Annotated in this window: 23 protein-coding genes; 15 read left to right on the top strand and 8 right to left on the bottom strand. The window is 38.9% G+C overall.

The window, feature by feature from the left end; genetic code table 11:
• Window positions 1-41 precede the first annotated feature (41 nt).
• The 3 genes from infA to aat all read right to left on the bottom strand — a co-directional run bounded on the left by infA (window position 42) and on the right by aat (window position 1,756).
• Window positions 42-260 carry a translation initiation factor IF-1 gene (infA, locus tag AACV33_RS07355; protein ID WP_005420180.1) on the bottom strand — a complete coding sequence of 73 codons (219 nt, stop codon included), beginning with the start codon at window positions 258-260 and terminating at the stop codon, window positions 42-44.
• 89 nt (window positions 261-349) lie between these two features.
• Window positions 350-1,042 carry an arginyltransferase gene (locus AACV33_RS07360; RefSeq protein WP_012550731.1) on the bottom strand — a complete coding sequence of 231 codons (693 nt, stop codon included), beginning with the start codon at window positions 1,040-1,042 and terminating at the stop codon, window positions 350-352.
• A 3-nt stretch (window positions 1,043-1,045) separates the two neighbouring features.
• Complete coding sequence (gene aat / locus AACV33_RS07365) at window positions 1,046-1,756, bottom strand: leucyl/phenylalanyl-tRNA--protein transferase (RefSeq protein WP_182700070.1); 711 nt, start codon at window positions 1,754-1,756, stop codon at window positions 1,046-1,048.
• A gap of 198 nt (window positions 1,757-1,954) precedes the next feature.
• Here aat and aroA point away from each other — a divergent pair, with 198 nt between their 5' ends.
• From aroA to pyrF, 7 genes are all read left to right on the top strand, one after another.
• The gene (gene aroA / locus AACV33_RS07370) at window positions 1,955-3,238 is read left to right on the top strand and encodes a 3-phosphoshikimate 1-carboxyvinyltransferase (protein ID WP_017022114.1); all 1,284 of its coding nucleotides are present in this window, start codon (window positions 1,955-1,957) and stop codon (window positions 3,236-3,238) included.
• Window positions 3,239-3,393: 155 nt separating this feature from the next.
• Entirely contained in the window at window positions 3,394-4,068 is a 675-nt protein-coding gene (gene cmk, locus AACV33_RS07375) for a (d)CMP kinase (RefSeq protein WP_012550734.1), read from the top strand.
• Window positions 4,069-4,164: 96 nt separating this feature from the next.
• Entirely contained in the window at window positions 4,165-5,838 is a 1,674-nt protein-coding gene (gene rpsA / locus AACV33_RS07380; protein ID WP_182700053.1) for a 30S ribosomal protein S1, read from the top strand.
• Window positions 5,839-5,897: 59 nt separating this feature from the next.
• A complete protein-coding gene (ihfB, locus tag AACV33_RS07385) occupies window positions 5,898-6,179 on the top strand; it encodes an integration host factor subunit beta (protein ID WP_012550736.1) in 282 nt (93 codons plus the stop codon).
• A gap of 188 nt (window positions 6,180-6,367) precedes the next feature.
• On the top strand, window positions 6,368-6,652 hold the full coding sequence (locus AACV33_RS07390) for a LapA family protein (RefSeq protein WP_012550737.1): 285 nt from the start codon (window positions 6,368-6,370) through the stop codon (window positions 6,650-6,652).
• A 7-nt stretch (window positions 6,653-6,659) separates the two neighbouring features.
• The gene (gene lapB, locus AACV33_RS07395; protein ID WP_017022113.1) at window positions 6,660-7,829 is read left to right on the top strand and encodes a lipopolysaccharide assembly protein LapB; all 1,170 of its coding nucleotides are present in this window, start codon (window positions 6,660-6,662) and stop codon (window positions 7,827-7,829) included.
• A gap of 55 nt (window positions 7,830-7,884) precedes the next feature.
• On the top strand, window positions 7,885-8,589 hold the full coding sequence (pyrF, locus tag AACV33_RS07400; RefSeq protein ID WP_017022112.1) for an orotidine-5'-phosphate decarboxylase: 705 nt from the start codon (window positions 7,885-7,887) through the stop codon (window positions 8,587-8,589).
• 90 nt (window positions 8,590-8,679) lie between these two features.
• Here the strand turns inward: pyrF and metG are convergent, their stop codons facing one another.
• Complete coding sequence (metG, locus tag AACV33_RS07405; RefSeq protein WP_065610868.1) at window positions 8,680-10,740, bottom strand: methionine--tRNA ligase; 2,061 nt, start codon at window positions 10,738-10,740, stop codon at window positions 8,680-8,682.
• A gap of 132 nt (window positions 10,741-10,872) precedes the next feature.
• Here metG and apbC point away from each other — a divergent pair, with 132 nt between their 5' ends.
• The 3 genes from apbC to AACV33_RS07420 all read left to right on the top strand — a co-directional run bounded on the left by apbC (window position 10,873) and on the right by AACV33_RS07420 (window position 15,023).
• Window positions 10,873-11,940, top strand: coding sequence for an iron-sulfur cluster carrier protein ApbC (apbC, locus tag AACV33_RS07410; protein ID WP_065610866.1), 1,068 nt, complete (start codon window positions 10,873-10,875; stop codon window positions 11,938-11,940).
• A 111-nt stretch (window positions 11,941-12,051) separates the two neighbouring features.
• Window positions 12,052-12,699 (top strand): uridine kinase, encoded by a 648-nt coding sequence (udk, locus tag AACV33_RS07415; protein ID WP_012550742.1) that lies wholly within the window; start codon window positions 12,052-12,054, stop codon window positions 12,697-12,699.
• Window positions 12,700-12,863: 164 nt separating this feature from the next.
• A complete protein-coding gene (locus AACV33_RS07420) occupies window positions 12,864-15,023 on the top strand; it encodes an AsmA family protein (RefSeq protein ID WP_182700054.1) in 2,160 nt (719 codons plus the stop codon).
• Window positions 15,024-15,091: 68 nt separating this feature from the next.
• Here the strand turns inward: AACV33_RS07420 and cobO are convergent, their stop codons facing one another.
• Window positions 15,092-15,694 (bottom strand): cob(I)yrinic acid a,c-diamide adenosyltransferase, encoded by a 603-nt coding sequence (gene cobO / locus AACV33_RS07425; protein WP_017022108.1) that lies wholly within the window; start codon window positions 15,692-15,694, stop codon window positions 15,092-15,094.
• A gap of 131 nt (window positions 15,695-15,825) precedes the next feature.
• Between cobO and AACV33_RS07430 the strand changes: the two genes are divergently transcribed.
• A complete protein-coding gene (locus tag AACV33_RS07430) occupies window positions 15,826-17,277 on the top strand; it encodes an HD domain-containing phosphohydrolase (protein WP_182700071.1) in 1,452 nt (483 codons plus the stop codon).
• A gap of 58 nt (window positions 17,278-17,335) precedes the next feature.
• On the opposite strand, the gene AACV33_RS07435 is transcribed toward AACV33_RS07430, so the two are convergent.
• Entirely contained in the window at window positions 17,336-18,883 is a 1,548-nt protein-coding gene (locus AACV33_RS07435) for a SulP family inorganic anion transporter (protein ID WP_182700055.1), read from the bottom strand.
• Between the two features lie 174 nt (window positions 18,884-19,057).
• A complete protein-coding gene (rne, locus tag AACV33_RS07440) occupies window positions 19,058-22,093 on the bottom strand; it encodes a ribonuclease E (protein ID WP_182700056.1) in 3,036 nt (1,011 codons plus the stop codon).
• 443 nt (window positions 22,094-22,536) lie between these two features.
• Between rne and rluC the strand changes: the two genes are divergently transcribed.
• The gene (rluC, locus tag AACV33_RS07445; protein WP_182700057.1) at window positions 22,537-23,484 is read left to right on the top strand and encodes a 23S rRNA pseudouridine(955/2504/2580) synthase RluC; all 948 of its coding nucleotides are present in this window, start codon (window positions 22,537-22,539) and stop codon (window positions 23,482-23,484) included.
• Between the two features lie 77 nt (window positions 23,485-23,561).
• Here the strand turns inward: rluC and AACV33_RS07450 are convergent, their stop codons facing one another.
• The gene (locus tag AACV33_RS07450) at window positions 23,562-24,143 is read right to left on the bottom strand and encodes a Maf family protein (protein ID WP_017022103.1); all 582 of its coding nucleotides are present in this window, start codon (window positions 24,141-24,143) and stop codon (window positions 23,562-23,564) included.
• 133 nt (window positions 24,144-24,276) lie between these two features.
• Here AACV33_RS07450 and yceD point away from each other — a divergent pair, with 133 nt between their 5' ends.
• The 3 genes from yceD to plsX are packed head-to-tail and all read left to right on the top strand — an operon-like array spanning window position 24,277 to window position 26,021.
• The gene (gene yceD / locus AACV33_RS07455) at window positions 24,277-24,798 is read left to right on the top strand and encodes a 23S rRNA accumulation protein YceD (protein WP_182700058.1); all 522 of its coding nucleotides are present in this window, start codon (window positions 24,277-24,279) and stop codon (window positions 24,796-24,798) included.
• Between the two features lie 16 nt (window positions 24,799-24,814).
• Complete coding sequence (gene rpmF, locus AACV33_RS07460; protein ID WP_012550751.1) at window positions 24,815-24,985, top strand: 50S ribosomal protein L32; 171 nt, start codon at window positions 24,815-24,817, stop codon at window positions 24,983-24,985.
• A gap of 10 nt (window positions 24,986-24,995) precedes the next feature.
• Window positions 24,996-26,021: a phosphate acyltransferase PlsX gene (plsX, locus tag AACV33_RS07465; RefSeq protein WP_023603840.1), complete on the top strand. Its 1,026-nt coding sequence runs from the start codon at window positions 24,996-24,998 to the stop codon at window positions 26,019-26,021.
• Window positions 26,022-26,024 lie beyond the last annotated feature (3 nt).

Genomic DNA, 26,024 nt, shown 5'->3' on the forward strand with positions numbered 1-26,024 from the left:
AACCAGTGTAAATATGTTTACTTTGGGTAGTAAGATGACAATTAACGAGCACGGAAGACGATACGGCCTTTAGATAAATCGTAAGGAGTCATTTCAACTGTTACTTTGTCACCAGTAAGAATACGGATGTAGTTTTTACGCATTTTACCTGAGATATGAGCAGTAACAACGTGACCGTTTTCTAATTCTACGCGAAACATAGTGTTTGGTAGTGTATCCAGAACTGTGCCTTGCAGTTCAATTGCGTCTTCTTTTGCCATTGAATCCTCTTTATATAGATAGCTTCGGCTGATTTTTAAGCGGCTAATAATGCCCTTAAAAATGATGTATGTAAAGTTTGTTGGGCATCTTACCCCTGCCAGACCATATTTACTAGCTTTTGGTTCGGTTTATATCGATCTTTATATTTCATGGCAGGGCAGTCGTCTATTTGGTAACCAGGGTAGACCCATTTCTTATTTAATTTCGTACATAATTGCAATTGAATCAATACCGATACCGTGCCTAAAGACAAAGCATTGTCAGGGTCAAAGAAAGTGTACATTGCACTGAGTGAATCCGATAAAAGATCAGTAACGGCAATAGAAACTAAGACTTCATTTTCATAAATATGAAGGAAGTGTCTAGGTAACCATTCTGCTTGAGCGAATTCAAAAAATTGTTCTTTATTTGCAGGAAACATGCTGCCTGATTGATGACGAGCATTAATGTAGCGTTCATATAAAGAAAACCAATTTTCATCCATTTGAGATTTAATTTCCCATTCAAAATGAGACGATTTATTTAAAATACGTTTTTGGCTTTTACTGGGTGAGAAATTTTCGGCATCAATACGAAGTGGTTGGCAAGCATTGCAAGAATCACACATCGGTTTATAAATTGTGGAGCCACTACGACGAAACCCTAAGCGTATTAACTCTTGATAACCTGACAATGAGTGTAGTTCAGGTTCCATAATTACGCCTAATCGATCTTTTTGATCAGGTAAATAGCTGCATGTACCTTCAGGGGTTAGTCCTACTTGCAGTGAATATTGAGTCATAATTTATCCATTGCTAAGTGATTGAGGTTGATAACAGCTTTCGAATACTGAGATAGCTGAAAACACCTGTAACCTTTCATTAAATATAGGTCGTTCCATTGGAATTGCCCCTAAACTTTCTAAGTGAGGATTCATCATTTGACAGTCAATGAGTTTGCCTCCAAAAGCAACAAAGTGCTCACAAAATTTCCATAAGGCAATTTTTGATGCATTGGTTTTTATTGAGAACATCGATTCACCACAAAATACTTGCCCAATTTGGAGACCATAAAGTCCTCCGACTAATTCATTATTAAACCAAACCTCGACAGAATGGCAATGCCCTAACTTAGCTAGGTTTTGATAAGCCTCGATCATTTCTGGCATTATCCATGTTTCTTCTGCTGGCCGAGTTGATGCGCATAATGAAATAACATCAGACGTCGCATGATTTATGGTGATGGAGTAACCTGATTTTTTAAAGAATTTCTTAAGGCTTTTTGATGGAGTGTAATTCTCTGGAATAAATACACCTCTTATACTTGGGCTCCACCATAGAATAGGATCGTCATTGCTATACCAAGGAAAAATTCCATGTGAGTAAGCGAGTAATAGGCGTTTTGGGGTTAAATCACCGCCCATAGCAAGTAAGCCATCAGGATCATGTAATGCGCTTTCTATGTCAGGAAATGAAGCGTCATGTTCTTGTTCAAGTTCGGGTAAATAGATAGTCATAGGCAAAAAGAAATACGTATTCATTATTTTTAATTTAGAGAGACGACATTGCCTCTAGCGCAACGCGTTGGTTTTCGTTACTCTGCAAGTATGAAGAATAACAAAAAATAACAATTAAAGCTGAAGCAGCTATGCAATATCTGAATCAAATAACAGGCATAGCATTATTTTTATTTGTATAGGAATTTTTACATAAACATGGAAAGCTTAACTCTTCAACCAATTTCAAAAATTGATGGCCAAATTAATTTACCTGGTTCAAAAAGTGTTTCTAACCGAGCACTATTACTTGCTGCACTAGCGTCAGGAAAAACAACATTAACTAATTTATTAGACAGCGATGATATTCGACATATGCTTAATGCATTAAAAGCATTGGGTGTTGATTATAAACTTTCAGAAGATAAGACGGTTTGCGAAGTGAATGGTCTGGGTCAAGCCTTTAAATCTACAACAGAAGCTTTAGAATTATTTCTGGGTAATGCGGGAACCGCAATGCGTCCATTAGCGGCTGCGTTATGTTTAGGCGAAGGCGAGTTTATCCTTACTGGTGAACCTCGTATGAAAGAGCGACCAATTGGGCATCTTGTTACTGCATTGAAAGCGGCTGGTGCTGATGTTGAATATTTAGAAAATGAAAATTATCCACCGTTAAAAATTAAAGGAACGGGTTTAAAAGGAGGGAATGTTGATATAGATGGTTCAATATCAAGTCAATTTTTAACGGCTTTTTTAATGGCAGCACCACTATCATCGCAAGAAACTACCATTAATATTGTTGGCGATTTAGTGTCCAAACCGTACATTGATATTACGTTGGACATTATGGCTACTTTTGGTGTTGTAATTGAAAACAAAGAGTATAAAACGTTTGTTGTTCCAGCGAATCAATCTTACATCGCTCCAGGAGAATTTCTTGTAGAAGGAGATGCATCATCTGCATCTTATTTCTTAGCGGCTGCCGCGATCAAAGGCGGAAGTGTTAAAGTTACGGGTATTGGTAAAAAAAGCATCCAAGGTGATGTTCAGTTTGCTGATGCACTAGCAGCAATGGGTGCAGAGATTGAATGGGGTGATGACTATGTTATTGCTCATAAAGGTGAATTAAACGCCATTGATATGGATTTTAACCATATTCCAGATGCTGCAATGACAATCGCAACGACAGCGTTGTTCGCAAAAGGCACAACATCAATTCGCAATGTGTATAATTGGCGTGTAAAAGAAACGGATAGATTAGCCGCAATGGCAACTGAACTCCGTAAAGTAGGTGCTGAAGTTGAAGAAGGTGAGGATTATATTACGATCACTCCACCAGCGATGTTACGACATGCCGCTATTGATACTTATGACGATCACCGTATGGCAATGTGCTTTTCTTTAGTTGCATTAAGTGATACGCCAGTAACGATTAATGATCCCGGTTGCACTTCTAAAACCTTCCCCGATTATTTTGATAAATTGAAAGAACTTAGCGTGTAATTTATTGTATTTAAGTCATTAGTTTTAAGCGGATGTAAGCCCTGTGTAAAAAATGCAGGGCTTTTTTAGTTTTTAAGAAACTAGAGTATATAAATAATCTGACTTGGGTATAATGCGGCGGTAGAAACCAATCATAATAATTAATGGAGAACTCCATGACTATTCATTCACCAGTCGTCACTGTTGATGGTCCAAGTGGAGCAGGTAAAGGCACTCTGTGCATGTTACTTGCCGAAAAGCTAGGTTATAATTTATTAGATTCTGGTGCGATTTATCGCGTATTAGCACTGGCTGCAATTCACCATGGTGTTGATTTAGGTTCAGAAGAAGGACTTGTTCCTCTTGCTGCTAATCTAGACGTTCAATTTAAAGCTGAAGGTGACTTGGTTAAAGTCATCTTAGAAGGCGAAGACGTCTCTTCGGAACTTCGTAAAGAAGAAACCGGTATGGCGGCATCAAAAGTAGCGGCTTTACCTCAAGTACGTGAAGCGTTATTACGTCGTCAAAGAGCCTTTGCTAGTGCCCCTGGACTTGTCGCTGATGGTCGAGATATGGGCACTGTTGTATTTACAGGTGCAGAAGTTAAGATATTTTTAGATGCAAGTGCTGAAGAACGTGCGAATCGCCGTATGAAGCAGTTGCAACAGAAGGGGTTAAATGTTAGATTTGACCGTCTTTTAAGCGAAATCCAAGAGCGTGATGATCGTGACCGCAATCGAGCTGTTGCACCATTACGTCCGGCGGAAGATGCTTTGGTACTAGATTCAACGTCAATGAATATTGATGAAGTCGTTGCTCAGGCACTTACTTTTATTGAATCTAAGCTATAATTGAAACTTAGTTAGTTGCAAGGATGATAACTAACCTTACTATCAACCCCATGCGGTAGGATACCCATGGACGTTTAATAATTGAAGATCAAATTAATGACTGAATCTTTTGCTCAACTCTTTGAAGAGTTTTTATCTGAAACTGAATTCCAACAAGGCAGCATCGTTAAAGGTGTTGTTGTTGCTATCGAGAACGGTTTCGTTCTTGTTGACGCAGGCCTTAAATCTGAAGCAGCAATCCCAGCTGAACAATTCAAGAACGCTGCTGGCGAACTTGAAGTTGAAGTTGGTTCTGAAGTAGACGTTGCTCTTGACGCTGTTGAAGATGGTTTCGGTGAAACTCAACTTTCTCGTGAGAAAGCGAAGCGTCACGAAGCTTGGATTCAACTTGAAAAAGCATATGAAGATGCTGAAACAGTTATGGGTGTTATTAACGGTAAAGTTAAAGGCGGCTTCACAGTTGAACTTAACGGTATCCGTGCATTCCTACCTGGTTCTCTTGTTGATGTACGTCCAGTACGTGACACTCTGCACCTTGAAGGCAAAGAGCTAGAGTTCAAAGTAATCAAACTTGACCAAAAGCGTAACAACGTTGTTGTTTCACGTCGTGCTGTTATCGAATCTGAAAACAGTGTTGAACGTGACGAGTTACTTGCTTCTCTACAAGAAGGCATGGAAGTTAAAGGTATCGTTAAGAACCTTACTGACTACGGTGCATTCGTTGATCTAGGTGGCGTTGACGGTCTACTACACATCACAGATATGGCTTGGAAGCGTGTTAAGCACCCATCTGAGATCGTAAATGTTGGTGACGAGATCAATGTTAAAGTTCTTAAGTTCGATCGTGAGCGCACTCGTGTTTCTCTAGGTCTTAAGCAACTTGGCGAAGATCCATGGGTAGCTATCGCTAAGCGTTACCCAGAAGGTCACGAACTTTCTGGTCGTGTTACTAACCTAACTGATTACGGCTGCTTCGTTGAAATCGAAGAAGGCGTTGAAGGTCTAGTACACGTTTCTGAAATGGATTGGACTAACAAGAACATCCACCCTTCTAAAGTTGTCAATGTAGGCGACGAAGTTGAGGTTATGGTTCTTGAGATTGACGAAGAACGTCGTCGTATCTCTCTAGGTCTGAAACAATGTAAAGCTAACCCTTGGCAGACATTCGCTGAAGCGCAAGCTAAAGGCGACCATGTTAGTGGTAAGATTAAATCTATCACTGATTTCGGTATCTTCATCGGTCTTGACGGCGGCATCGACGGTCTAGTTCACCTTTCTGACATTTCTTGGAATGCTACAGGTGAAGACGCGGTACGTGAGTACAAGAAAGGCGACGAAATCTCTGCTGTTGTTCTAGCTGTTGATGCTGAGCGTGAGCGTATTTCTCTAGGTGTTAAACAAATGGAAGAAGACCCATTTAACAACTACCTAGCAGACAACAAGAAAGGTACTCTAGTAAACGGTACTGTTTCAGCTGTTGACGCTAAAGGCGCTACAATTACTCTTGCAGATAGCGTAGAAGGTTACATCCGTACTTCTGAGCTTTCTCGTGACCGTATTGAAGATGCATCTCTAATCCTAAGCGTTGGCGATAGCGTTGAAGCGAAGTTCACTGGTGTAGACCGTAAGAACCGCGTAGTTAACCTATCTATCAAAGCTAAAGATGAAGCTGATGAGCAAGAAGCAATGGCGACACTGAATACTAAACCAGAAGATGGTGGTTTCGGTAGCGCAATGGCTGACGCTTTCAAAGCAGCTAAAGGCGAATAAGTAAATTAGAAGGGAGCACTATGCTCCCTTTTCTTTCGATAACGTAGGAGAGGTCATTTATGACAAAATCTGAATTGATTGAACAACTGTGTAGTAAAAAGCCTCAACTTTCTGCTAAGCAGGTTGAAGATACAGTCAAGGAAGTCCTTGAACAGATGGCAACAACGCTAGAGGGCGGTGATCGTATAGAGATTCGTGGTTTTGGTAGTTTTTCTCTACACTATCGGGAGCCTCGTTTAGGTCGTAATCCAAAAACTGGCGACAAAGTGGAATTAGACGGTAAGTTTGTTCCTCATTTTAAACCGGGTAAAGAACTGCGTGAACGTGTGAATTTCAGCTGATGCAAATTGGTATATAAAAACGGCATACTTTTAAGTATGCCGTTTTTTTATGTTCATTTTCAATGCATTTAGGTGTATCTTAGAATAGTAATAAAAGATGTCGTTAGGTGTCTATAAATAAGTAAACCTAATAATTACTCGCTTATTTATAGAGACTAGTTGTATGAAATCAACTGGAGGGAATACCAGTGAAAATTATAGTTACTATCGCATTAATTGCTCTTTTTTTAATATCTCTTGCACTCGGTGCTCAAAACCAAGTTGTTGTACATTTTAATTACTTATTAGCCCAAGATGATTTTCAGTTATCTACTTTACTTGGGATATTTTTTGCTACTGGCTTTGGTTTAGGTTGGCTTATTTGTGGCAGTATGTATTTAAAGGCAAGCGTTACTCAACGCCGATTACGTAAACGTCTCGAAAAACAAAACGCAGAATTGAATAAGCTGCGTCTTGAGTCAACAAAAGGATAGTTACTGAATGCTAGAGCTGCTATTCCTACTATTACCTATTGCTGCCGGCTATGGTTGGTATATGGGTAATCGGAATGCTGGACAACAACGTCAAAGAGAAACGAATCACCTGTCTCGTCAATACGTGACGGGTTTGAATTTATTGTTGTCTGATCAATCAGATAAAGCAGTCGATCACTTTATTGAATTACTTCAAGTTGACAGTGATACCATTGATACCCATCTTGCTCTAGGCAATCTTTTTAGAAGCCGTGGTGAGGTTGATCGTGCTATTAAAATCCACCAAAATCTCATCGCTCGTCCTAATCTTACTCTTGAACAACGAAATATTGCTCTCCAACAATTAGCCAAAGATTATATGGTTGCAGGTATTCTTGATCGTGCTGAAAAAATATTTGAGCAATTGGTCGACGAACCAGAGCATAAAGAAGCCGCATTATTGCAACTTGTATCTATTCATCAGCAAACCCGTGAATGGGAACAAGCCATTAAATTTGCGAATAGTTTGGTTAGGATGGGAAAGAAAAAAATCAAGCCAGACATTGCCCATTATTATTGTGAATTAGCAACATTAGACTTAGCTGAAGAGAATATTAATGCAGCGAAGCAACATTTAAAGAAAGCACTGTCGACGGATAATTTATGCGTTAGAGCATCAATAATGATGGCTAAGCTTTTAATGAAAGAAAACAATCATAAAGCTGCCGTTAGCCAATTAGAAGCAGTATTAGATCAAGATATTGATTTTGTCAGTGAGGCATTACCTTTACTTGCTGAATGTTATGAAACGTTAGATAGAGAAGGTGTATTACTGCACTTCTTAAAAGAGGCTATTTCAAAAGGTTCAGGCGCAAGTGCTGAATTAATGTTGTCGAATCTCATTGCAAAGCATGAAGGTACCGCTGTAGCTCAAGGCTACATGACGAAACAGTTATTAAAAAACCCAACAATGAAAGGCTTTTATCGTTTAATGGGCTATCACGTAGATGAAGCTGAAAATGGTCGAGCAAAAGCGAGCTTATCAAGTTTGCAAAACCTAGTTGGTGAACAATTAAAAATGAAGCCAAATTATCGATGCAGTAAATGTGGATTTTCTGCACATCGTTTATTTTGGCAATGTCCTTCCTGTAAAGGGTGGGGGGTTATTAAGCCAATTAGAGGCTTAGACGGTGAATAATTAAGAGGCGCATGAGTGCCTCTTTTTTTGAATAAAATAAAAATAAGGATAGAAAATGAAAGACCAAAAGGTAATTGTGGCATTGGATTATGACCGTCAAGCTGACGCATTGGCGTTCGTGGATAAAATTGATCCTAGCTCGTGCCGATTAAAAGTGGGTAAAGAGATGTTTACTCTTTTTGGCCCTGAGTTTGTAAAAGAACTTCATAAGCGTGGTTTTTCTGTTTTTCTAGATTTAAAATTTCATGATATTCCTAATACGTGTTCAAAAGCAGTTCGTGCTGCTGCTGAAATGGGGGTTTGGATGGTAAATGTTCATGCGAGTGGTGGTGAGCGTATGATGACAGCTTCGCGTGAGATTTTAGAGCCGTATGGCAAAGATCGCCCATTATTAATTGGTGTGACTGTTTTAACGAGCATGGAACAGCAAGATTTAGCGGGTATTGGGTTAGATATCGCACCACAAGAGCAAGTTAAACGTCTTGCTGCATTAACAAAAAACAGTGGTTTGGACGGGGTAGTTTGCTCTGCTCAAGAAGCATCAATGCTAAAAGCTGACCTAGGTAAAGACTTTAAGTTGGTAACACCTGGTATCCGTCCTGTGGGTTCAGACGTTGGTGATCAAAAACGTATCATGACTCCAGTTGATGCGATTATTTCAGGATCTGATTACTTGGTAATTGGGCGCCCAATTACTCAAGCTGAAAACCCATCACAAGTATTAAATGACATTAATTTGTCGTTGGCTTCTGTCTTATAAACTGTTTTTTATAAAAAATGCAGATAAAAAAATAGAGACCTTATAGTCTCTATTTTTGTTTTAACGTTCTTTAAAGAAAGAGTGTAGGAATTACATTACACGCATACCAGGTTGAGCACCTTCGTGTGGTTCAAGGATCCAAAGATCTTTACCACCAGGGCCAGCAGCCAGAATCATACCTTCCGACATACCAAACTTCATTTTACGAGGTTTTAGGTTAGCAACCATAACGGTTAGTTTTCCTTCTAGCTCTTCAGGTTTGTATGCTGATTTAATCCCAGAGAATACTTGACGAGTCTCACCGCCGATGTCTAGCTGAAATTTAAGTAGTTTATTTGCCTTTGGAACTTCTTCGCAAGAGATAATACGAGCAATACGCATATCAACCGCTTCGAATGCATCGAATTCAATCTCATCCGCGATTGGTTCTTTATCTAGTTCCGTTTGGCTTGCTTTTTCTTTTTCCGCCTCTACTTTCTCTTTTGCTGCCATTTCAACTGCGGCATCTTCTTTTGACTCTTCAACCATTGCTTCTACTTTCTTAGGATCAATACGGTTGAACAGTGCTTTAAACTTCGTGATTTCATGAGAAGTTAGAGGTTGTGCAACACATTCCCACGTTAAGGTTTCGTTTAAGAAAGCTTCAGTTCGTGCTGCAAGTTCAGGCATTACTGGTTTTAGGTAGGCCATTAGCACGCGGAACAAGTTAATACCCACAGAAGCAACTTCTTGTAGCTCTTGTTCTTTGCCTTCTTCTTTCGCAAGAACCCAAGGTGCTTTTTCGTCAATGTATTGGTTTGCTTTATCAGCAAGCGCGGTAATTTCACGAATAGCACGACTAAATTCACGAGTTTCGTATAGCTCAGCAATACGATCTGAAGCAGCAACGAATTCGTTGTAGAGTTCAGGAGCCACAAAATTATCAGACAGTTTGCCGTCAAAACGTTTAGTAATGAAACCAGCATTACGAGATGCTAAGTTAACAATCTTGTTTACGACATCTGAGTTTACACGTTGAGTGAAATCTTCAAGGTTTAAATCAAGATCATCAATACGGCTATTTAGTTTAGCGGCGTAGTAGTAACGTAGGCATTCTGGGTCTAGGTGATTTAAGTAAGTGCCAGCTTTAATGAATGTGCCTTTCGACTTAGACATTTTTGCGCCATTTACCGTTACGTAACCATGAACAAATACATTGTTTGGTTTACGGAAGCCAGCACCATCAAGCATTGCAGGCCAAAATAGGCTATGGAAATAAACAATATCTTTACCGATAAAGTGGTAAAGCTCTGTTGTACTGTCTAGTTTCCAATACTCATCAAAGTCTAAATCATCACGTTTATCACATAGATTTTTAAATGAACCCATGTAACCAATCGGTGCATCTAACCAAACATAGAAGAATTTATTGGTTTCGCCTGGGATTTCAAAGCCAAAATAAGGTGCATCACGTGAGATGTCCCATTGTTGTAGGCCAGATTCAAACCATTCTTGCATTTTGTTTGCTGTTTCAGTTTGAAGAGAGCCAGAACGAGTCCACTCTTTTAACATACTTTCAAACTGAGGTAAGTCGAAGAAGAAATGTTCAGAATCTTTCATTACTGGAGTCGCACCAGAAACGGCTGATTTAGGGTTGATAAGATCCGTTGGGCTGTAGGTTTCGCCACAGTTATCACAGTTATCCCCGTATTGTTCTTCAGATTTACATTTTGGACAAGTGCCTTTTACGAAACGGTCAGGTAAGAACATTTCTTTTTCTGGATCAAATAACTGAGAAATTGTACGGCTAGTAATAAACCCATTTTTTTTCAATTCTAGGTAGATATTAGACGCCAACTCACGGTTTTCATCACTGTGTGTGCTGTGATAGTTATCAAAGCTAATGTCGAAGCCTGCGAAATCTTTTTGATGTTCTTCGCTAACTGCTGCAATCATTTCTTCTGGAGTGATACCCATCTGTTGAGCTTTAAGCATGATTGGAGTGCCGTGAGCGTCATCTGCACAAATAAAGTTAATGTCGTTGCCACGTAAGCGTTGGTAACGAACCCAGATATCCGCTTGGATATGCTCAAGCATGTGGCCTAAGTGGATTGAACCGTTTGCATACGGTAGGGCACATGTAACCAGAATTTTTCTCGGATCGGTAGCCATATCTTCTCTTTCGCTTTATGTGATGGGTAAAAATTTTAAGAGATAAATAGTACCTGATGCGAGCCAGAATGCATAGAGGATCAAGGGTTCAATTAATGATAGGATGAGGAAAATAACTTAAGGAGTAGCAAGATGGCATTTACAACGATGGCTGAGATTAAGAATTGGTTAAATGAATTTACGCATCCACAACTTTGTGAAGGTTGGGCGGAGATCCCTAATATGGTCTCTATTGCTGCTACGGGCATGATCACCGTAACACTTCCTTTTGTTTCTTCTTCAATTTCGACGGATTTGTCTTCTTGGGTTGAGGAGCAAAAAAATCGATTAAATATACCGTCGTTAACTCTAACGGTAATTGCAAAACCGGCAACACTAAAAACAGATAAACCAGCCGTTAAAGGCATTAAGAATATCATCGCAGTCAGTTCTGGTAAGGGGGGCGTTGGTAAGTCGACAACAGCAGTAAATGTTGCTCTTGCACTACAACATCTTGGTGCACGAGTTGGTATTTTAGATGCGGATATTTATGGACCATCAGTCCCATTAATGTTGGGTGTTGAAGATAAGAAACCGAATATTGTTGATAATAATCGTATGATGCCAGTAGAAGCGCATGGTCTGTACAGTAACTCCATTGGTTATCTTGTCGATAAATCAGAAGCCGCAGTATGGCGAGGGCCAATGGCATCAAAAGCATTGTCTCAATTATTAAATGAAACATTATGGCCAGATCTTGATTATTTAATTATAGATATGCCACCAGGCACTGGTGATATTCAATTGACATTATCACAGCAGGTTCCGACTACTGGAGCCATTATAGTGACAACACCGCAAGATCTTGCTCTAACTGATGCAATAAAAGGCGTGAATATGTTTACAAAAGTAGATGTTCCCGTTATTGGTGTTGTTGAAAACATGAGTGTTCATGTTTGTTCTAATTGTGGTCATAAAGAGGCTATATTTGGTACTGGTGGTGCTGAAGCGATGGCAAGGAGTTATTCACTCCCATTATTAGGAAAGTTGCCTTTACATATTGATATTCGTAGTGAAACAGATTCAGGAACGCCAAGTGTTGCGGCTAATTCAAGTAGTGATCACAGCCAAATGTACATAGCCTTAGCTGAGCAAATTTCGAGTAGACTTTATTGGCAAGGCGAAGTCGTAGCTGACCAAATAATGTTCAAGTCATTGTAGAATATCATTTAAGTTAAATTATGAGTGGAAAGTCTTATTTTTAGTCCTTATAATTGAGCGGTTTTATTTAATAAATCTTATCGTATCTCGCTACACTTTTAGGTATCTTTTATGTCAGAGAACAGTAATCATCACTGTATTATCGTAGGTATTGCAGGGGCATCCGCTTCAGGCAAAAGTCTGATTGCTTCTACTATTTATAATGAACTACGAGCAAAAGTTGGCGACCACCAAATTGGCGTAATAACTGAAGACAGTTACTACAAGGACCAAAGCCACCTGACCATGGAAGAAAGAGTCAAAACTAATTATGATCACCCAAATGCATTAGATCATCGATTATTGAGTGAACATCTTGAACAATTGATGCGTGGTGAAGCTGTTAACATCCCAACATACAGCTATACAGAGCACACTCGAACATCAGATGTTGAAGTAATGACACCTAAAAAGGTTATTATTCTTGAAGGTATTTTATTACTAACTGATCCTAGATTACGTAATTTGATGCATGCAAGTGTGTTTATGGATACGCCATTAGATATTTGTTTATTACGTCGTGCTAAGCGTGATGTTGAAGAACGTGGTCGTTCAATGGAGTCGGTATTTGAACAATACCAGAAGACTGTCCGCCCAATGTTCATGCAATTTATTGATCCATCAAAGCAACATGCTGATATTATTGTCCCTCGTGGCGGTAAAAACCGTATCGCTATTGATGTACTAAAAGCGCATATTTCAAGATTATTGAAAGCGTAAATAATAATAGTTATTAGAACTGGTCGACATTATGTCGGCCTTTTTTTTGTCCCATGCTCTGTAAATTGTCTATATTTAGGTATATAACTATAAATAACTCTATGTTTATTATGTGCTAATAGTGCCATAATTAACATTCACATCACTTTTTTTATACACTCTGGATGGATTTGGCCGTGAAGAAAATAGTCTTATTAATTAGCATTCCGTTTATTGCAATTGTTATCGCATTATTAGTGCTGGTATTAGTTGTTAACCCTAATCAATTCAAACCATTAATTAAAGAACAAGTAGAGCAGCAAACTGGTCGTCAACTGACTATGGATGGTGATATCTCTTGGCGTTTCTTCCCTTCTATTGGTTTTTCAATCGGTAATATGGCATTAAGCAATCCAACTGGGTTTGCTACGGCCAATTTAGTGAAATTTGATAATGCTAATATAGATATCAATGTGCTTCCATTGTTTGATCACGAGATTAATATTGGATTGATTACGTTAGATGGGGCTGCTTTTACATTACATACATTAAAAAGTGGTGTAACAAATCTTGATGGCATCGGTCCTAAGAAAGAGACTTCAGTTTCTGAAAATAAAACTGAAATAAAGAATGAAGACGTTACGACTAGTGATGATTCAAACGCCGAAGCTGCAACTACAGCGCCTGAAATTAATGGTTGGACCGTCAGTTTAGAGGGGATTGCATTAACTAATGCGAGTGCACTTATTCAAGATGACAAAGCGGGCACAAAAACGCAATTGTCTAATATGAATATCAAGCTATCACAATTTAGTCCTGGAGAATGGACACACTTAACGTTTAATTTGAAGGCAGATCTTGGTCAACAGAAGATAGCTCTGAAGGGAGAAACTGACCTTAATATTGCTAAGACGTTAGATACCGCATCATTAAAAGAAACTGAATTAGTTGTTTCTTATGCGGATAAAACGAATAAATTTGATGGTATTACATTAACGATAGATAAATTTAATTTTGATGAATGGTCAACTCTCGAATTAGTGGCGGCGGGTAAAGCGAATGATATGACTGTAGATTCAAAATCAACGTTTGAATTGAACGTCCCAAAAGCTCTCGATATTATTAAAATACGTAAATTTATAAGTACAAACAATGTAATAGGTGATGCACTTCCAAATAAAGACGTCACTGCCATTATTGGTTTTAATAGTTCTTTTGATGTCACTAAATCATTATTACAAGTCACTGATTTAACGCTTTCTGCGGTAGATACTCAATTTGATGGAAAGGCGAGTGTTGAGCTTAAGGACATTCCTAAAGTGAGGTTTGAGTTACATAGCCCTAGCATAGATGTGGATGCTTTATTAGCGACGTTGCCATCATCAGAGAATACAGTAGTTGATAATAAACAAACGAATACGAGTAATGTTAAAAAATCCACACCAGTGAAAGAAATTGAACCGGACTTGAGTGCATTAAAAGGGCTGGATGTTGCGGGTAAGATTACCATTGATCGTTTTAAAGCAAATAATGCAAAAATGCAAAATGTACAATCGCAATTTTCTGTGAATCGTGGAGTATTGAATTTATCTAAGTTTCATTCAAATCTTTATGATGGCAGCATTGATATGACGGCTAAATTAGATGCTCGTAAGTCAATACCCGTATATAGCATGAAAAACACCATTAAAGGAGTTAAAGTTGCGCCTTTATTGATAGATGTTATGGGCGAGAGTTTAGTTGAAGGTACTGGTAATATTACGATAAATGTATCTGGAAAAAGTTTAAAACCGACGGCATTAAAGCAAAATGTTAAAGGTAAAGTAGCTATTAATTTTGCCGATGGTGCCGTGAATGGAATTAACGTTCCCCTTATGATTCGAACCACTTATGCAAAAATTAAAGGTGAGAAAATTAAAGGCAGTGATGAAGCTGAAAAAACAGATTTTAGTGCGTTAACCGCAAGTTTCTTATTAGAAAACGGAAATGCCACTACAAATAATATTCGTATGGTATCTCCATTATTACGTATTCATGGGGAAGGTTCTGCACAGTACGTGAATGAAACGGCGAATATGCTTATTGAAACGTCGATTGTAGGTTCATTAAAAGGACAGGGTGGCAAGAGTATCGATGATTTGAAAGACGTTACTATTCCTATTCGTATTACAGGTTCTTGGGCTAACCCTAAATATAAGCTTGAATTTGGTGATGTAATGCAACAGAAAGCCAAAAAAGAACTTGATCGTGGTATTGAGAAATTAGAAGCAAAATACGGCGATAAAATTAAAGATGAAAAAGTAAAAGATGCAGCAAATAAATTGCTAAAAGGATTATTTAACTAGTTCTCTCTTTTATATAAAAGCCCATATTGATGAAGATTAATATGGGCTTTTTAATTGTAATATAGTGATTACCAATCAATTCCTTTTAATGCTTTTACGCCTGAATCAAAAGCATGTTTTACACTACGAACTTCAGACACGGTATCAGCCATTTCAATAAGCTCACGGTGGGCGGCTCGACCTGTTATCACGACCGATTGCATTTTAGGTCTATTTTCTAATGCTGTTTTCAATTCATCTAATTCAATATAGCCATAAGTGACCATGTAAGTCATCTCATCCAATAGAATAAGATCTATCGACTCATCAGCTAGGTTCTTCTTACATTCCTGCCATACTCGCTGTGCTGCTTCTGTATCGGATTTTTTATCTTGAGTATTCCAAGTAAATCCGGTGTTCATTACATGAAAAGGAACACCGTGGGACTCTAAAAGGGTTCGTTCCCCACAATCCCATGTCCCTTTAATAAATTGAGCTACAACACAATTTAGGCCATGACCAACGGCTCTCGCTATGGTACCAAAGCCTGATGTGGACTTTCCTTTACCATTACCAGTAACAACAATTAATAACCCTTTTTCTGTTTGTGCCTCTTCTACTCGTTTATCAACGTTGTCTTTTATTTTTGATTGGCGTTGCTTATAGCGGTCATCTTTTGAAGTGTTTGTCATGATGTTCTCCATGTTAAATTCTGAATCATAGCAATGAATAAATAAAAGTGGAATCTTACCATTAGGATACAGTATTGAGTTTTATTGTTGTTAGTGTGATGATTGTGTTAATTATAATTAGAGTGATTGAAATGTATTATCAATTAAATAAAAGAAATATTTCTTATTTGTATAGTTTTGCTGCTGTTGTTTTTTCTTGCTACGGTATTTTTGTTTGTCCTTTTATTGAATCGTTACCCAGAGGAACCATCTTTATTGAAGTGAGTTCTGCCTTTATTTTTATGCTAATTAGTCGATTAGTTATTGTTCCACGCTTTTACTGCTTAAGTAAGCAAACGCCGTTATTAATCGATCTTTCAATTTTTTTATTATTTGGATTTGGTATTTCTTTATTTATGGGGCAAGCTCATGATTTTCCAATTGAAAGTAATCTCAAGGTTGTTTTTGGTATGGGAATATTAGGTATATTTACTGGCATAATAACGACTCAAGTAGAGTTAATTGAACGTTATAAAAATATGCCTCAACACTATGTGTTAAATACCGAGTTACATGGAAATAGAAGGTCTATAACACAACAGTTTACCGTCTTAGTAACGTTACTTGTTGTTGCGCTAACGACAACACTTATTATGGTTGCAGTTAAAGATCTATTTTGGTTGGAAGGTGCAAAAAATCATTATTTAAATGGAGAAGGAAAGATAAAAATAATTAAGGAATTTATTTTTGTCAGTTTCATTCTCTTATTGTATACATTTTTAGTGGTTTTTTTATGGGGAAAAAAATTATCTTTGATTTTAAATACGAAAGAGAATGCATTAAATAATGTAGCAAAAGGTGTAATTAGTGAGCGTTTACCCGTTTATAGTAATGATGAGTTTGGTGTTTTAGCTGTGTTGACGAATAAAATGTTATTCAGTTTAGAAGAAAGCCAAACTGAAATTCAACAGACGAGAGATTCTGCTATTGTTGGTTTATCTGCATTAGCAGAATCAAGAGATAATGAAACGGGGGCTCATATTTTACGAACGCAAGAGTATATTAGAGTACTTGCGTTTGATTTAAGAAATAAGGTTGAGTATTCAGACGTATTAACGGACAACTACATTAATTTACTTTTTAAATCGGCACCATTGCATGACGTAGGTAAAGTCGGTATCCCGGATGATATTTTACTTAAACCGGGGAAATTGACAGAAGAAGAATTTGAGATAATGAAAGGCCATGCGGCCATCGGAGCAAAAGCACTTTCTGTTGCTGAGGCACAAATGCAAGGCGAAAGTTCTTTCTTACAATTAGCGAAAGAAATTGCATTAACTCATCATGAAAAATGGAATGGCAGTGGTTATCCTCAGCAACTTAAAGGTAACGATATCCCATTATCTGGCCGATTAATGGCTTTAGCGGATGTTTATGACGCATTGATATCAAAACGGGTATACAAGCCTGGCTTTAGCCATGAAAAAGCCAAAGAAATTATTTTAGAAGGAAAGGGGAGTCATTTTGATCCCATGATTGTAGATTCGTTTTTAAATGTAGAAACACAATTTCAAAAGATAGCGAAAAGATATCAAGATAATTAGATAAAAAAAATCCCGATAAGCGCAATGCTATCGGGATTTTTCATAAAGGGTTTGTGTATTACTGGCTAACTACTTTATAAATAGGATCTTCTTTCACATTGATTTCAACAAGACTACCGGCTTTATTTAGTAAAGCATGGCAATCTTGGCTTAAGTGATGTAAATGCACTTTCTTACCTGCTTTTGAGTATCGCTCGGCAATGGTTTCTATCGCTTCAATTGCTGAATGATCAACAACTCGTGAAGAAGCAAAATCAATAATAATATCTTGTGGGTCATTTTCTAAATCAAATAGCTCTAGAAAGTTCGCTGCTGAACCAAAGAATATTGGGCCATTAATTTCATATACTTTAGATCCGTCTTCACTCAATGAATTCGTTGAGTAAATGTGTTTTGCGTGTTGCCATGCAAACATAAGAGCAGAAGCAACAACACCCACACCTACTGCAACAGCAAGGTCAGTAAGTACGGTTACAACCGTCACTAATACAATAACAAAGAAATCTTGTTTTGGTACTCGTCGAGCTAACTTAAAGGTGGCCCATTCAAATGTACCAATCACGACCATGAACATGACACCAACTAATGCTGCTAATGGGATCATCTCAATTAAGCCTGAAGCAAATAAGATAAAACCAAGTAGGGCAAGTGCGGCTGTAATGCCAGATAAACGACCACGACCACCTGAGTTAACGTTGATCATTGATTGGCCAATCATCGCACAGCCACCCATCGCGCCAAAGACTGAACAAGTAACGTTTGCAACGCCTTGACCAACACACTCACGGTTAGATTGACCACGAGTCCCTGTCATTTCATCAATTACTGTTAGTGTTAGTAATGATTCGATTAGACCGATAGCCGCTAAAATAAGTGCGTAAGGGAAAATGATATAAAGTGTTTCTAAAGATAATGGAACGTTAGGCACCGAAAAAGTAGGTAGAGAACCTGCCAATGTTGCCGCTTCATCACCACTCATTGTACGCAGGAAATCAACAACAGTACGAGTGTCTAAATCTAAACCTTGGACTAAACCGGTAACAACAATAATAGCAACCAGTGAAGAAGGTACTGCTGTTGTTAATTTAGGTAAGAAATGAATGATAGCCATGGTTAATGCAACAAGTCCTAGCATAAGTATCATTTCAGGGCCTTGAAGCCAATCTAAATTACCTAGAGCATCAGGGGCTTTAAACTGACCTAATTGAGCAAGGAAAATAACGATAGCAAGACCGTTTACAAATCCGATCATTACCGGATGTGGAACGATACGAATAAATTTACCTAACTTAAATAAGCCTGCGGTAATTTGCAGAAGACCGGCGAGTAAAATTGCAGCAAAAAGATATTGAACGCCGTGCATTGCGACTAAGCTAACCATTACAACAGCCATTGCACCAGTTGCACCTGAAATCATTCCTGGGCGACCACCAATAATTGAGGTAATTAAGCCAACGATGAATGCAGCGTAAAGGCCAACCATTGGGTCAACACCAGCAACAAAAGCAAAAGCAACCGCTTCAGGGACTAGAGCTAACGCAACGGTTAGCCCTGATAGAACATCATTCTTCACTGAATGATTAGAAAATTTTGGGAATTCAAACATTATTTTTAGATATCTTCTTGGTTGTTTTTCAAGCATGTATGGCGAGAATCGTACAGAAAAGCGTGATGAACTTCAATGTTTATTCAGTTTATCAATATAAAAAAAAGCAAGTCACATCGAAATGTAACTTGCTTAATTTATTGGTTATTCTTTTAAAGACTAAGGTCTAAAAAATTATAAACCTGCCGTTTTTGCCATTGCTGCACTTGCATGACCAGTAGCGGTTTGGCTACCTGCTTGCTTAGGAGCAAAGCGTTCAGTTTTAAAGGCTGCTGCAGAAACAGTGATTTCTTTAATCTCTGTCGGTCCGCTCGCTTTCGTCATACCTGAACCGGCATGTCCTTTATATTGAGGTTTTGCAACAACATTTGTTGTTTGAAGAGGTGCTTCAACTGGTGCTTCCACTTGAGCTACTGTTTCTACTACTGCGTGTTCTACAGGAATAGTCACTTCTTCTTTTATTTCCACGACTTCTTCGATAATTACTGGTGATTCTACTGGTGTAGTTTCCTCAATAACAACGACAGGCGTTTCAATAACTACATTTTCAATAATGGTTACTGGAGTCGCTTCAATTACAACGGCTTCCACAGCAACATAAGGAAGTAATACTTTACCCATTGCCATTTCAGGGAATGCAACACCACCAACTTGGGCTTTTACAGCATTAGTTTGAGCTGCTTTATCTTGTGCATTTTGGGTGTCGTTATCAACAAATTTATCTTGTTGTTGATTCGCTTTTGCTAGTTCTAATGTTTTAGCAAAGTCTGGCCATACTTTACCCATTGCCATCTCAGGAGAATAAACACCTGAGTAAAGGCGAGCAGGGTTCACTGGACGACGATCACGACGACGACGGCGCTGGCCACTTGCACGTAAATGACGAGGTGAACGACGATTACGACGCTGACCTTCTTTACGTTCTGTGTTTTCTGCATTTGTCTCAGTCGTTGCGGTATCTTGTACTTCTAGCGTTTCTACTGCATCAACAGGTTGAGCAATAGGAGCGACAAGTACTTCTTCAGCTTCAACTGCTTTACCTGTACGAACTTTTTTCTGTAACTGACGACGTTGACGACGTTGTTTAACTTGAACGCTTTTCTCACGTTTTTCGTTTGTCTTCTCAGTTGCCTGCACTTGTTGTTCAGGAGATAGTTGTGCTTCAGCGGCTAATTGTTGACCTTGCTCAGCAATTTCTTTACGAACTTTAGGTTGCTTAGCTGGTTTGTTTTCAACAGGTTTAACTTGAGCTGGAGCTGGAGCTTGGGCTGCTAAAGGTGCTGCCGCAGCGGCTTCATCTTGTTTTTTACCACGACGATTATCGTTACGCGTGTCATTACGACGGTTGCTGTTACGATTATTACGACCATTTTCATTACGACGGTTGTTATTACGTTGTTGATTACGGCGTTGTGGTTGAGCTGGTTTCTCTTCTTCTTCTTTTGGCTCTGATTTAGTAGGCACAGCCTCAGGCGTTGAGAAAAAGTTAGTAATAGCTGAGAAACAACGGCTGATTAGGCCTGGTTTTTCATCTTTAGCAATTACCGTTTTCGGTTCAGCTATTTTTTCTTCTGGAGCTTTAGACATTGGCGCTGCTTGTGTCGGAGCACTGAAACCTTGAAGAACTGGTTCTTCACGTTTCTTCGGTGCAGAATACATTGCAGGCGTTTCTTTGGCTTCAGCTTCACGTAATGCTTCTAAATTCTTAGGAAGAAGATAAGACAGCATTTCTTGTTCTTCACCTTCACGGATACGGACCACTTCGAAGTGTGGTGTTTCCATGTCAGAGTTAGGAACAATAATAACGCGTACATTATGGAATTTTTCAATGTGTTGAACTGAACGGCGTTTCTCATTCAATAAGTAAGAAGCGATAGCGACAGGAACAACAGCAAGAACTTGAGTTGTATTGTCTTTTAAAGATTCTTCTTCGATTAAACGAAGTACTGAAAGCGCTAGAGATTCATTATCACGAACCACACCAGTACCCGTACAGCGAGGACAGATATGGTGACTTGCTTCTGCTAAAGATGGACTTAAGCGTTGGCGAGACATTTCTAATAAACCAAAGCGAGAAATACGACCGATTTGAACACGAGCACGATCCATACGAACCGCTTCACGCATACGGTTTTCTACTTCACGTTGATGACGAACTGGCGTCATGTCAATGAAATCGATAACCACTAAACCACCTAAATCACGTAGACGTAATTGACGAGCAATTTCATCGGCTGCTTCTAGGTTAGTATTTAATGCAGTTTCTTCGATATCGCCGCCTTTAGTAGCACGAGCAGAGTTGATATCAATAGAAGTTAGAGCTTCAGTAGGGTCAATAACAATTGAGCCGCCAGAAGGTAGGCGCACTTCACGATCAAAAGCTGATTCAATTTGGCTTTCAATTTGGTAGTGGCTAAACAGTGGTACTTCACCTTCATATAACTTAACTCGTGACAAAAAGTCAGGACGAATAAGTTGGATATGTTGGCGAGCACGATCGAAGATTTTAGGGCTGTCAATCAGGATTTCACCAATATCACGTCGTAAGTAATCACGAATTGCGCGAACAATTACGTTACTTTCTTGGTGTATTAGGAAAGGGGCTTGATTTGATTCAGAAGCGTGTTTAACAGCTTCCCAATGGTTTAATAGAACATTTAAGTCCCACTCAAGCTCTTCTGCTGATTTTCCAACGCCTGCTGTACGTACGATTAAGCCCATACCTTGAGGTAGTTCTAATGTACTTAGTGCCGCTTTAAGTTGTGTGCGTTCATCACCTTCGATACGACGAGAAATACCGCCAGCACGAGGGTTATTAGGCATAAGAACAAGGTAGCTACCAGCAAGAGATATAAAAGTTGTTAAAGCCGCGCCTTTGTTGCCACGCTCTTCTTTTTCAACTTGAACAATAACTTCTTGGCCTTCTTTCAAAACGTCCTTGATGTTTGGACGACCTTGATAAGTGTAACCTTGAGGGAAATATTCTTTTGCGATTTCTTTAAGGGGAAGGAAACCGTGGCGATCAGCACCGTAATCAACGAAAGCTGCTTCCAAGCTTGGTTCGATACGTGTGATACGGCCTTTATAAATATTAGCTTTCTTAGATTCGTGACCTGGGCTTTCGATATCTAAATCAAAAAGGCGCTGGCCATCAACTAATGCGACGCGCAACTCTTCCTTTTGGGTTGCGTTAATCAACATTCTTTTCATTAGGGAATACTCATTACAAATTGTCGAGCTTGTTTGTCCACATCCATTTCAAATGGTGCCAGATCCCAAGGCTGATTACATGTGCAGCCTCACGGCTGGAACTCAGGGATGCTCTAGGGCACAATCCACATCAACACAATCTATAAAATCGTGCTGATCCGCAATTATTCGCGGTCGTTAAAACATAAAAAATGGTTTAGGCATAACAAGCAAAAAAACTCAAAGCAGTGTAGATGTCTTACGCCAATTGCTGCATCACCGCATTCGAGCAGTATATTTTAGTTCTTGTTGGTGCTTTTATGCTCACCAAGGTGAAGAAATAGCCATCTGGGCTGATTTCAGAGTGCAACTATAACAGTCAGATCAAGCCTCAGCAATCTTCATTATTTGAAACTGCGGTAAAAAAGTTTTATCAAAAGGAAATATGGCAGTAGAATGGCGTTATGACTGAAGATAAACCTAAAGTGCAATTCGTCGAAATAGATGACGATTTTGCAGGGCAACGAATCGATAACTATCTTCTTGCCCGCTTAAAAAATGTACCAAAAAGTATGATTTACCGAATTGTCCGTAAAGGTGAAGTTCGTGTAAATAAAAAACGCATCAAACCAGAGTATAAAATTCAAGAGGGGGATATAGTTCGAATTCCTCCAGTGAAGTTACCTGAATCAACGGCTGTAGAGCTACCTAGTGTTAAATTAGCCAAAGTATCTGAACTCGAGAATTGCATCATATATGAAGATGATCACCTTCTTATTTTGAATAAACCTTCTGGTACCGCTGTTCATGGTGGCAGTGGCTTGAAGTTTGGAGCAATCGAAGCGTTACGAGCGTTACGCCCTGATGCACGCTATTTAGAATTAGTGCATCGAATTGATAGAGATACGTCTGGTATTCTTTTAATTGCAAAAAAACGTTCGGCTTTACGTCGATTACAAGAACAATTCAGAAATAAAACCGTTCAAAAATATTATTTTGCTTTGGTTATGGGGCATTGGAAGAGCACATGTAAAGTGGTTAATGTTCCTTTGCTTAAAAACGAAGTGAACAGCATTGTACGTGTTAATCCAAATGGTAAGCCTTCTGAAACTCGTTTTAAAATTTTAGAAAAGTTTGAGCAAGCGACATTAATTCAGGCAAGCCCAATTACAGGCCGTACTCATCAAATTCGTGTACATGCTCAACATGCTGGTCACCCAATTGGTTGGGATGATCGTTATGGCGATAGACGATTTGATGCCTATACGGCTCAATTTGGTCTTGATCGACTTTTCTTACATGCAGCGAATATTAAATTTACTCACCCAAGTACTGAAGAGTTGATGGATATTAGCGCGCCGATGGAAAAACGATTAGAAAGAGTATTAACCAGTTTACGCACGACAAAGTAATCTTTTAATATATCACTCGATTTTGCGATAAGTGTTGTTACAAACACTTATCGCTTTTTTATGCGTGCTATCTTTCACTATAATACGGTAAAATTTTGACGTTCTAGCATATCAATGAGTGATATAAGAGGAAGGCCAATTAGCGCGTTAGGGTCTTTACCTTCTAATTTATCAAACAAAGCAATTCCTAATCCCTCGCATTTAAAACTACCCGCACAATACAGTGGCATTTCTTTATTAACATAGTTTTGAATTTGCTTTGTGGTTAGTTGACGAAAATGAACGTGGAACTCTTCACAGACGGTTTCTGCTATCATTGTTGTTGTATTTAATAATGATAAACCAGTATAAAACGTTATTATTTGACCACTGGCTGCCTGTAATTGCTGAATTGCATTTTCTTGTGTTAATGGTTTCCCTATAATTTGATTGTTGATCACGCACACTTGGTCGGATCCTATGATCAAGTAATTAGGATCTTTTATATTGCAAGAAAGGGCTTTTTGTTCGGCCAATCGAGTGACTAAGGCTATAGGTGATTCATTTTCCAATGGTGTTTCATCACAGTTGGGTGAAATAGCATCAAAAGGGACTTGGATCTTCTCTAAGATCGAGCGACGAAAAGGCGATGTTGAGGCTAGAATGAGTTTTGGTTGCATAATGGGTTCTTCTTCTTTAAATTTTCGTTTATTATTAGTAACTCTGCTGAAATAGCAACTGGGAAGAAAAAAAGCATAATTTTTGCCATTTTTCTTTGACTCGAAGGCTTTAGAAAGATAAGATGCGCGCCCTATGCAAAAGGTAAAATTACCACGAACAGTTGATGCAATCCAAAACGCTCAACGAAGATTAGACTACGATGGAATCATCCAATCTGATATTTTAAAGCGTTTGGTTGAATCTACTGTAGATGTGAAAAGTGATGCTGAAGTCACAATGTCGTTTAAAGTTGACGAACAACGATTAGCCGTTATCTCTGGTAAAGCTAACGTCGATGTATTGTTGGAATGTCAACGCTGTAATAAAAATTTTGAACATCACCTAAATGTATCATTTACGTGTACGCCTTTTTTAAGCGAAGAAAAGGCAGCTCTTATTCCTGAGGAATATGAGCTTGTAGATTTAAATGAAGTAGGTGAAGTTGATCTCGTTGAGTTGGTAACTGACGAGTTTATTCTAGCGTTGCCGCAAGTCGCTATGCATGACATTAAAGATTGTCAGGTCAAATCTAACAATTTGGTATTTGGCGAACTTCCTGAAGAGGAAGAGAAACCGAATCCGTTTGATGTTTTAAAATCTTTAAAACAACAGTAATTGAGGAGTAGGGTCCATGGCCGTACAAAAGAGCAAGAAATCACGTTCAATGCGTGGCATGCGTCGTTCACATGATGCACTAACTACAATGGCATTGTCTGTAGACCCAACTAGTGGCGAAACTCACCTTCGTCATAATGTTACAGCTGACGGTTTTTACCGTGGCCGCAAGGTAATCAACAAGTAAGGTTGACGCTTTGCAGCAGCTAACCATTGCAATTGATGCGATGGGAGGGGACTTCGGTCCCCAAGTTACAGTGCCTGCCGTCGTGCAGGCATTGTCGCAATTCCCTGAGCTAAAAGTTACTGTCGTTGGAGATCGTGATGCGATTTCTACACAATTAACTCATCTGAATTATACTCTAAATCCCCGGTTTTCTATTGTTCATAGCGATAGCGTTATAGGCAATAACACACAACCTTCAAAAGCACTCCGTCATAGTCGTGGCAGCTCAATGCGTATGGCTCTGGATCTTGTTGCTAGTAAAGACGTTGATGCTTGTATTAGTGCTGGTAATACCGGTGCATTGATGGGGTTATCTCGCTTTACATTAAAACTTCTTCCTGGCGTTGAACGCCCTGCATTAATAAGTCCGTTACCAACAAAAAACAATCAGCGTACTTGGATGCTTGATCTTGGCGCGAATGTCTCTTGCGATGCAGAAACATTGTTCCAATTTGCCGTTATGGGCTCTGAGTTAGCTGAACAAAGCATTGGACGAAAAGCCAAAGTTGCGTTATTAAATATTGGCGAAGAAGAAATTAAAGGCAACGATCAAATTAAGCGTTGTGCGGAAATGTTGAATCAATGTCAAGATATCGAGTTTATCGGCTATATTGAAGGTGATAAACTTTATCAAGGCATTGCTGATGTAGTAGTGTGTGATGGCTTTGTCGGAAATGTGTGTTTAAAAACCAGTGAAGGTGTCGCACATTTATTTTTAGATCAACTTAAATCACAGCTTTTAACGTCGAAATTCAAACAAATTCTAGCGAAATGGCTCTTTGGTGATGTCATTTCTAGCTTAAAAGGGTTGAACCCCGACCAGTATAACGGCGCAAGTCTGATAGGATTGCGCGGCATTGTTGTAAAAAGTCATGGAAGTGCAGATATATCTGCCTTTAACAATGCCATCAAGGAAGCGGTTCATGAGATCAAGCGTCAAATACCTAATCGTATTAGTGACCGCTTGGAGGCAGTTTTACTCGAGAGGCATTATTAGTCT

The organism is Aliivibrio sp. SR45-2 (assembly GCF_963890165.1).
Classification (GTDB): domain Bacteria; phylum Pseudomonadota; class Gammaproteobacteria; order Enterobacterales; family Vibrionaceae; genus Aliivibrio; species Aliivibrio salmonicida.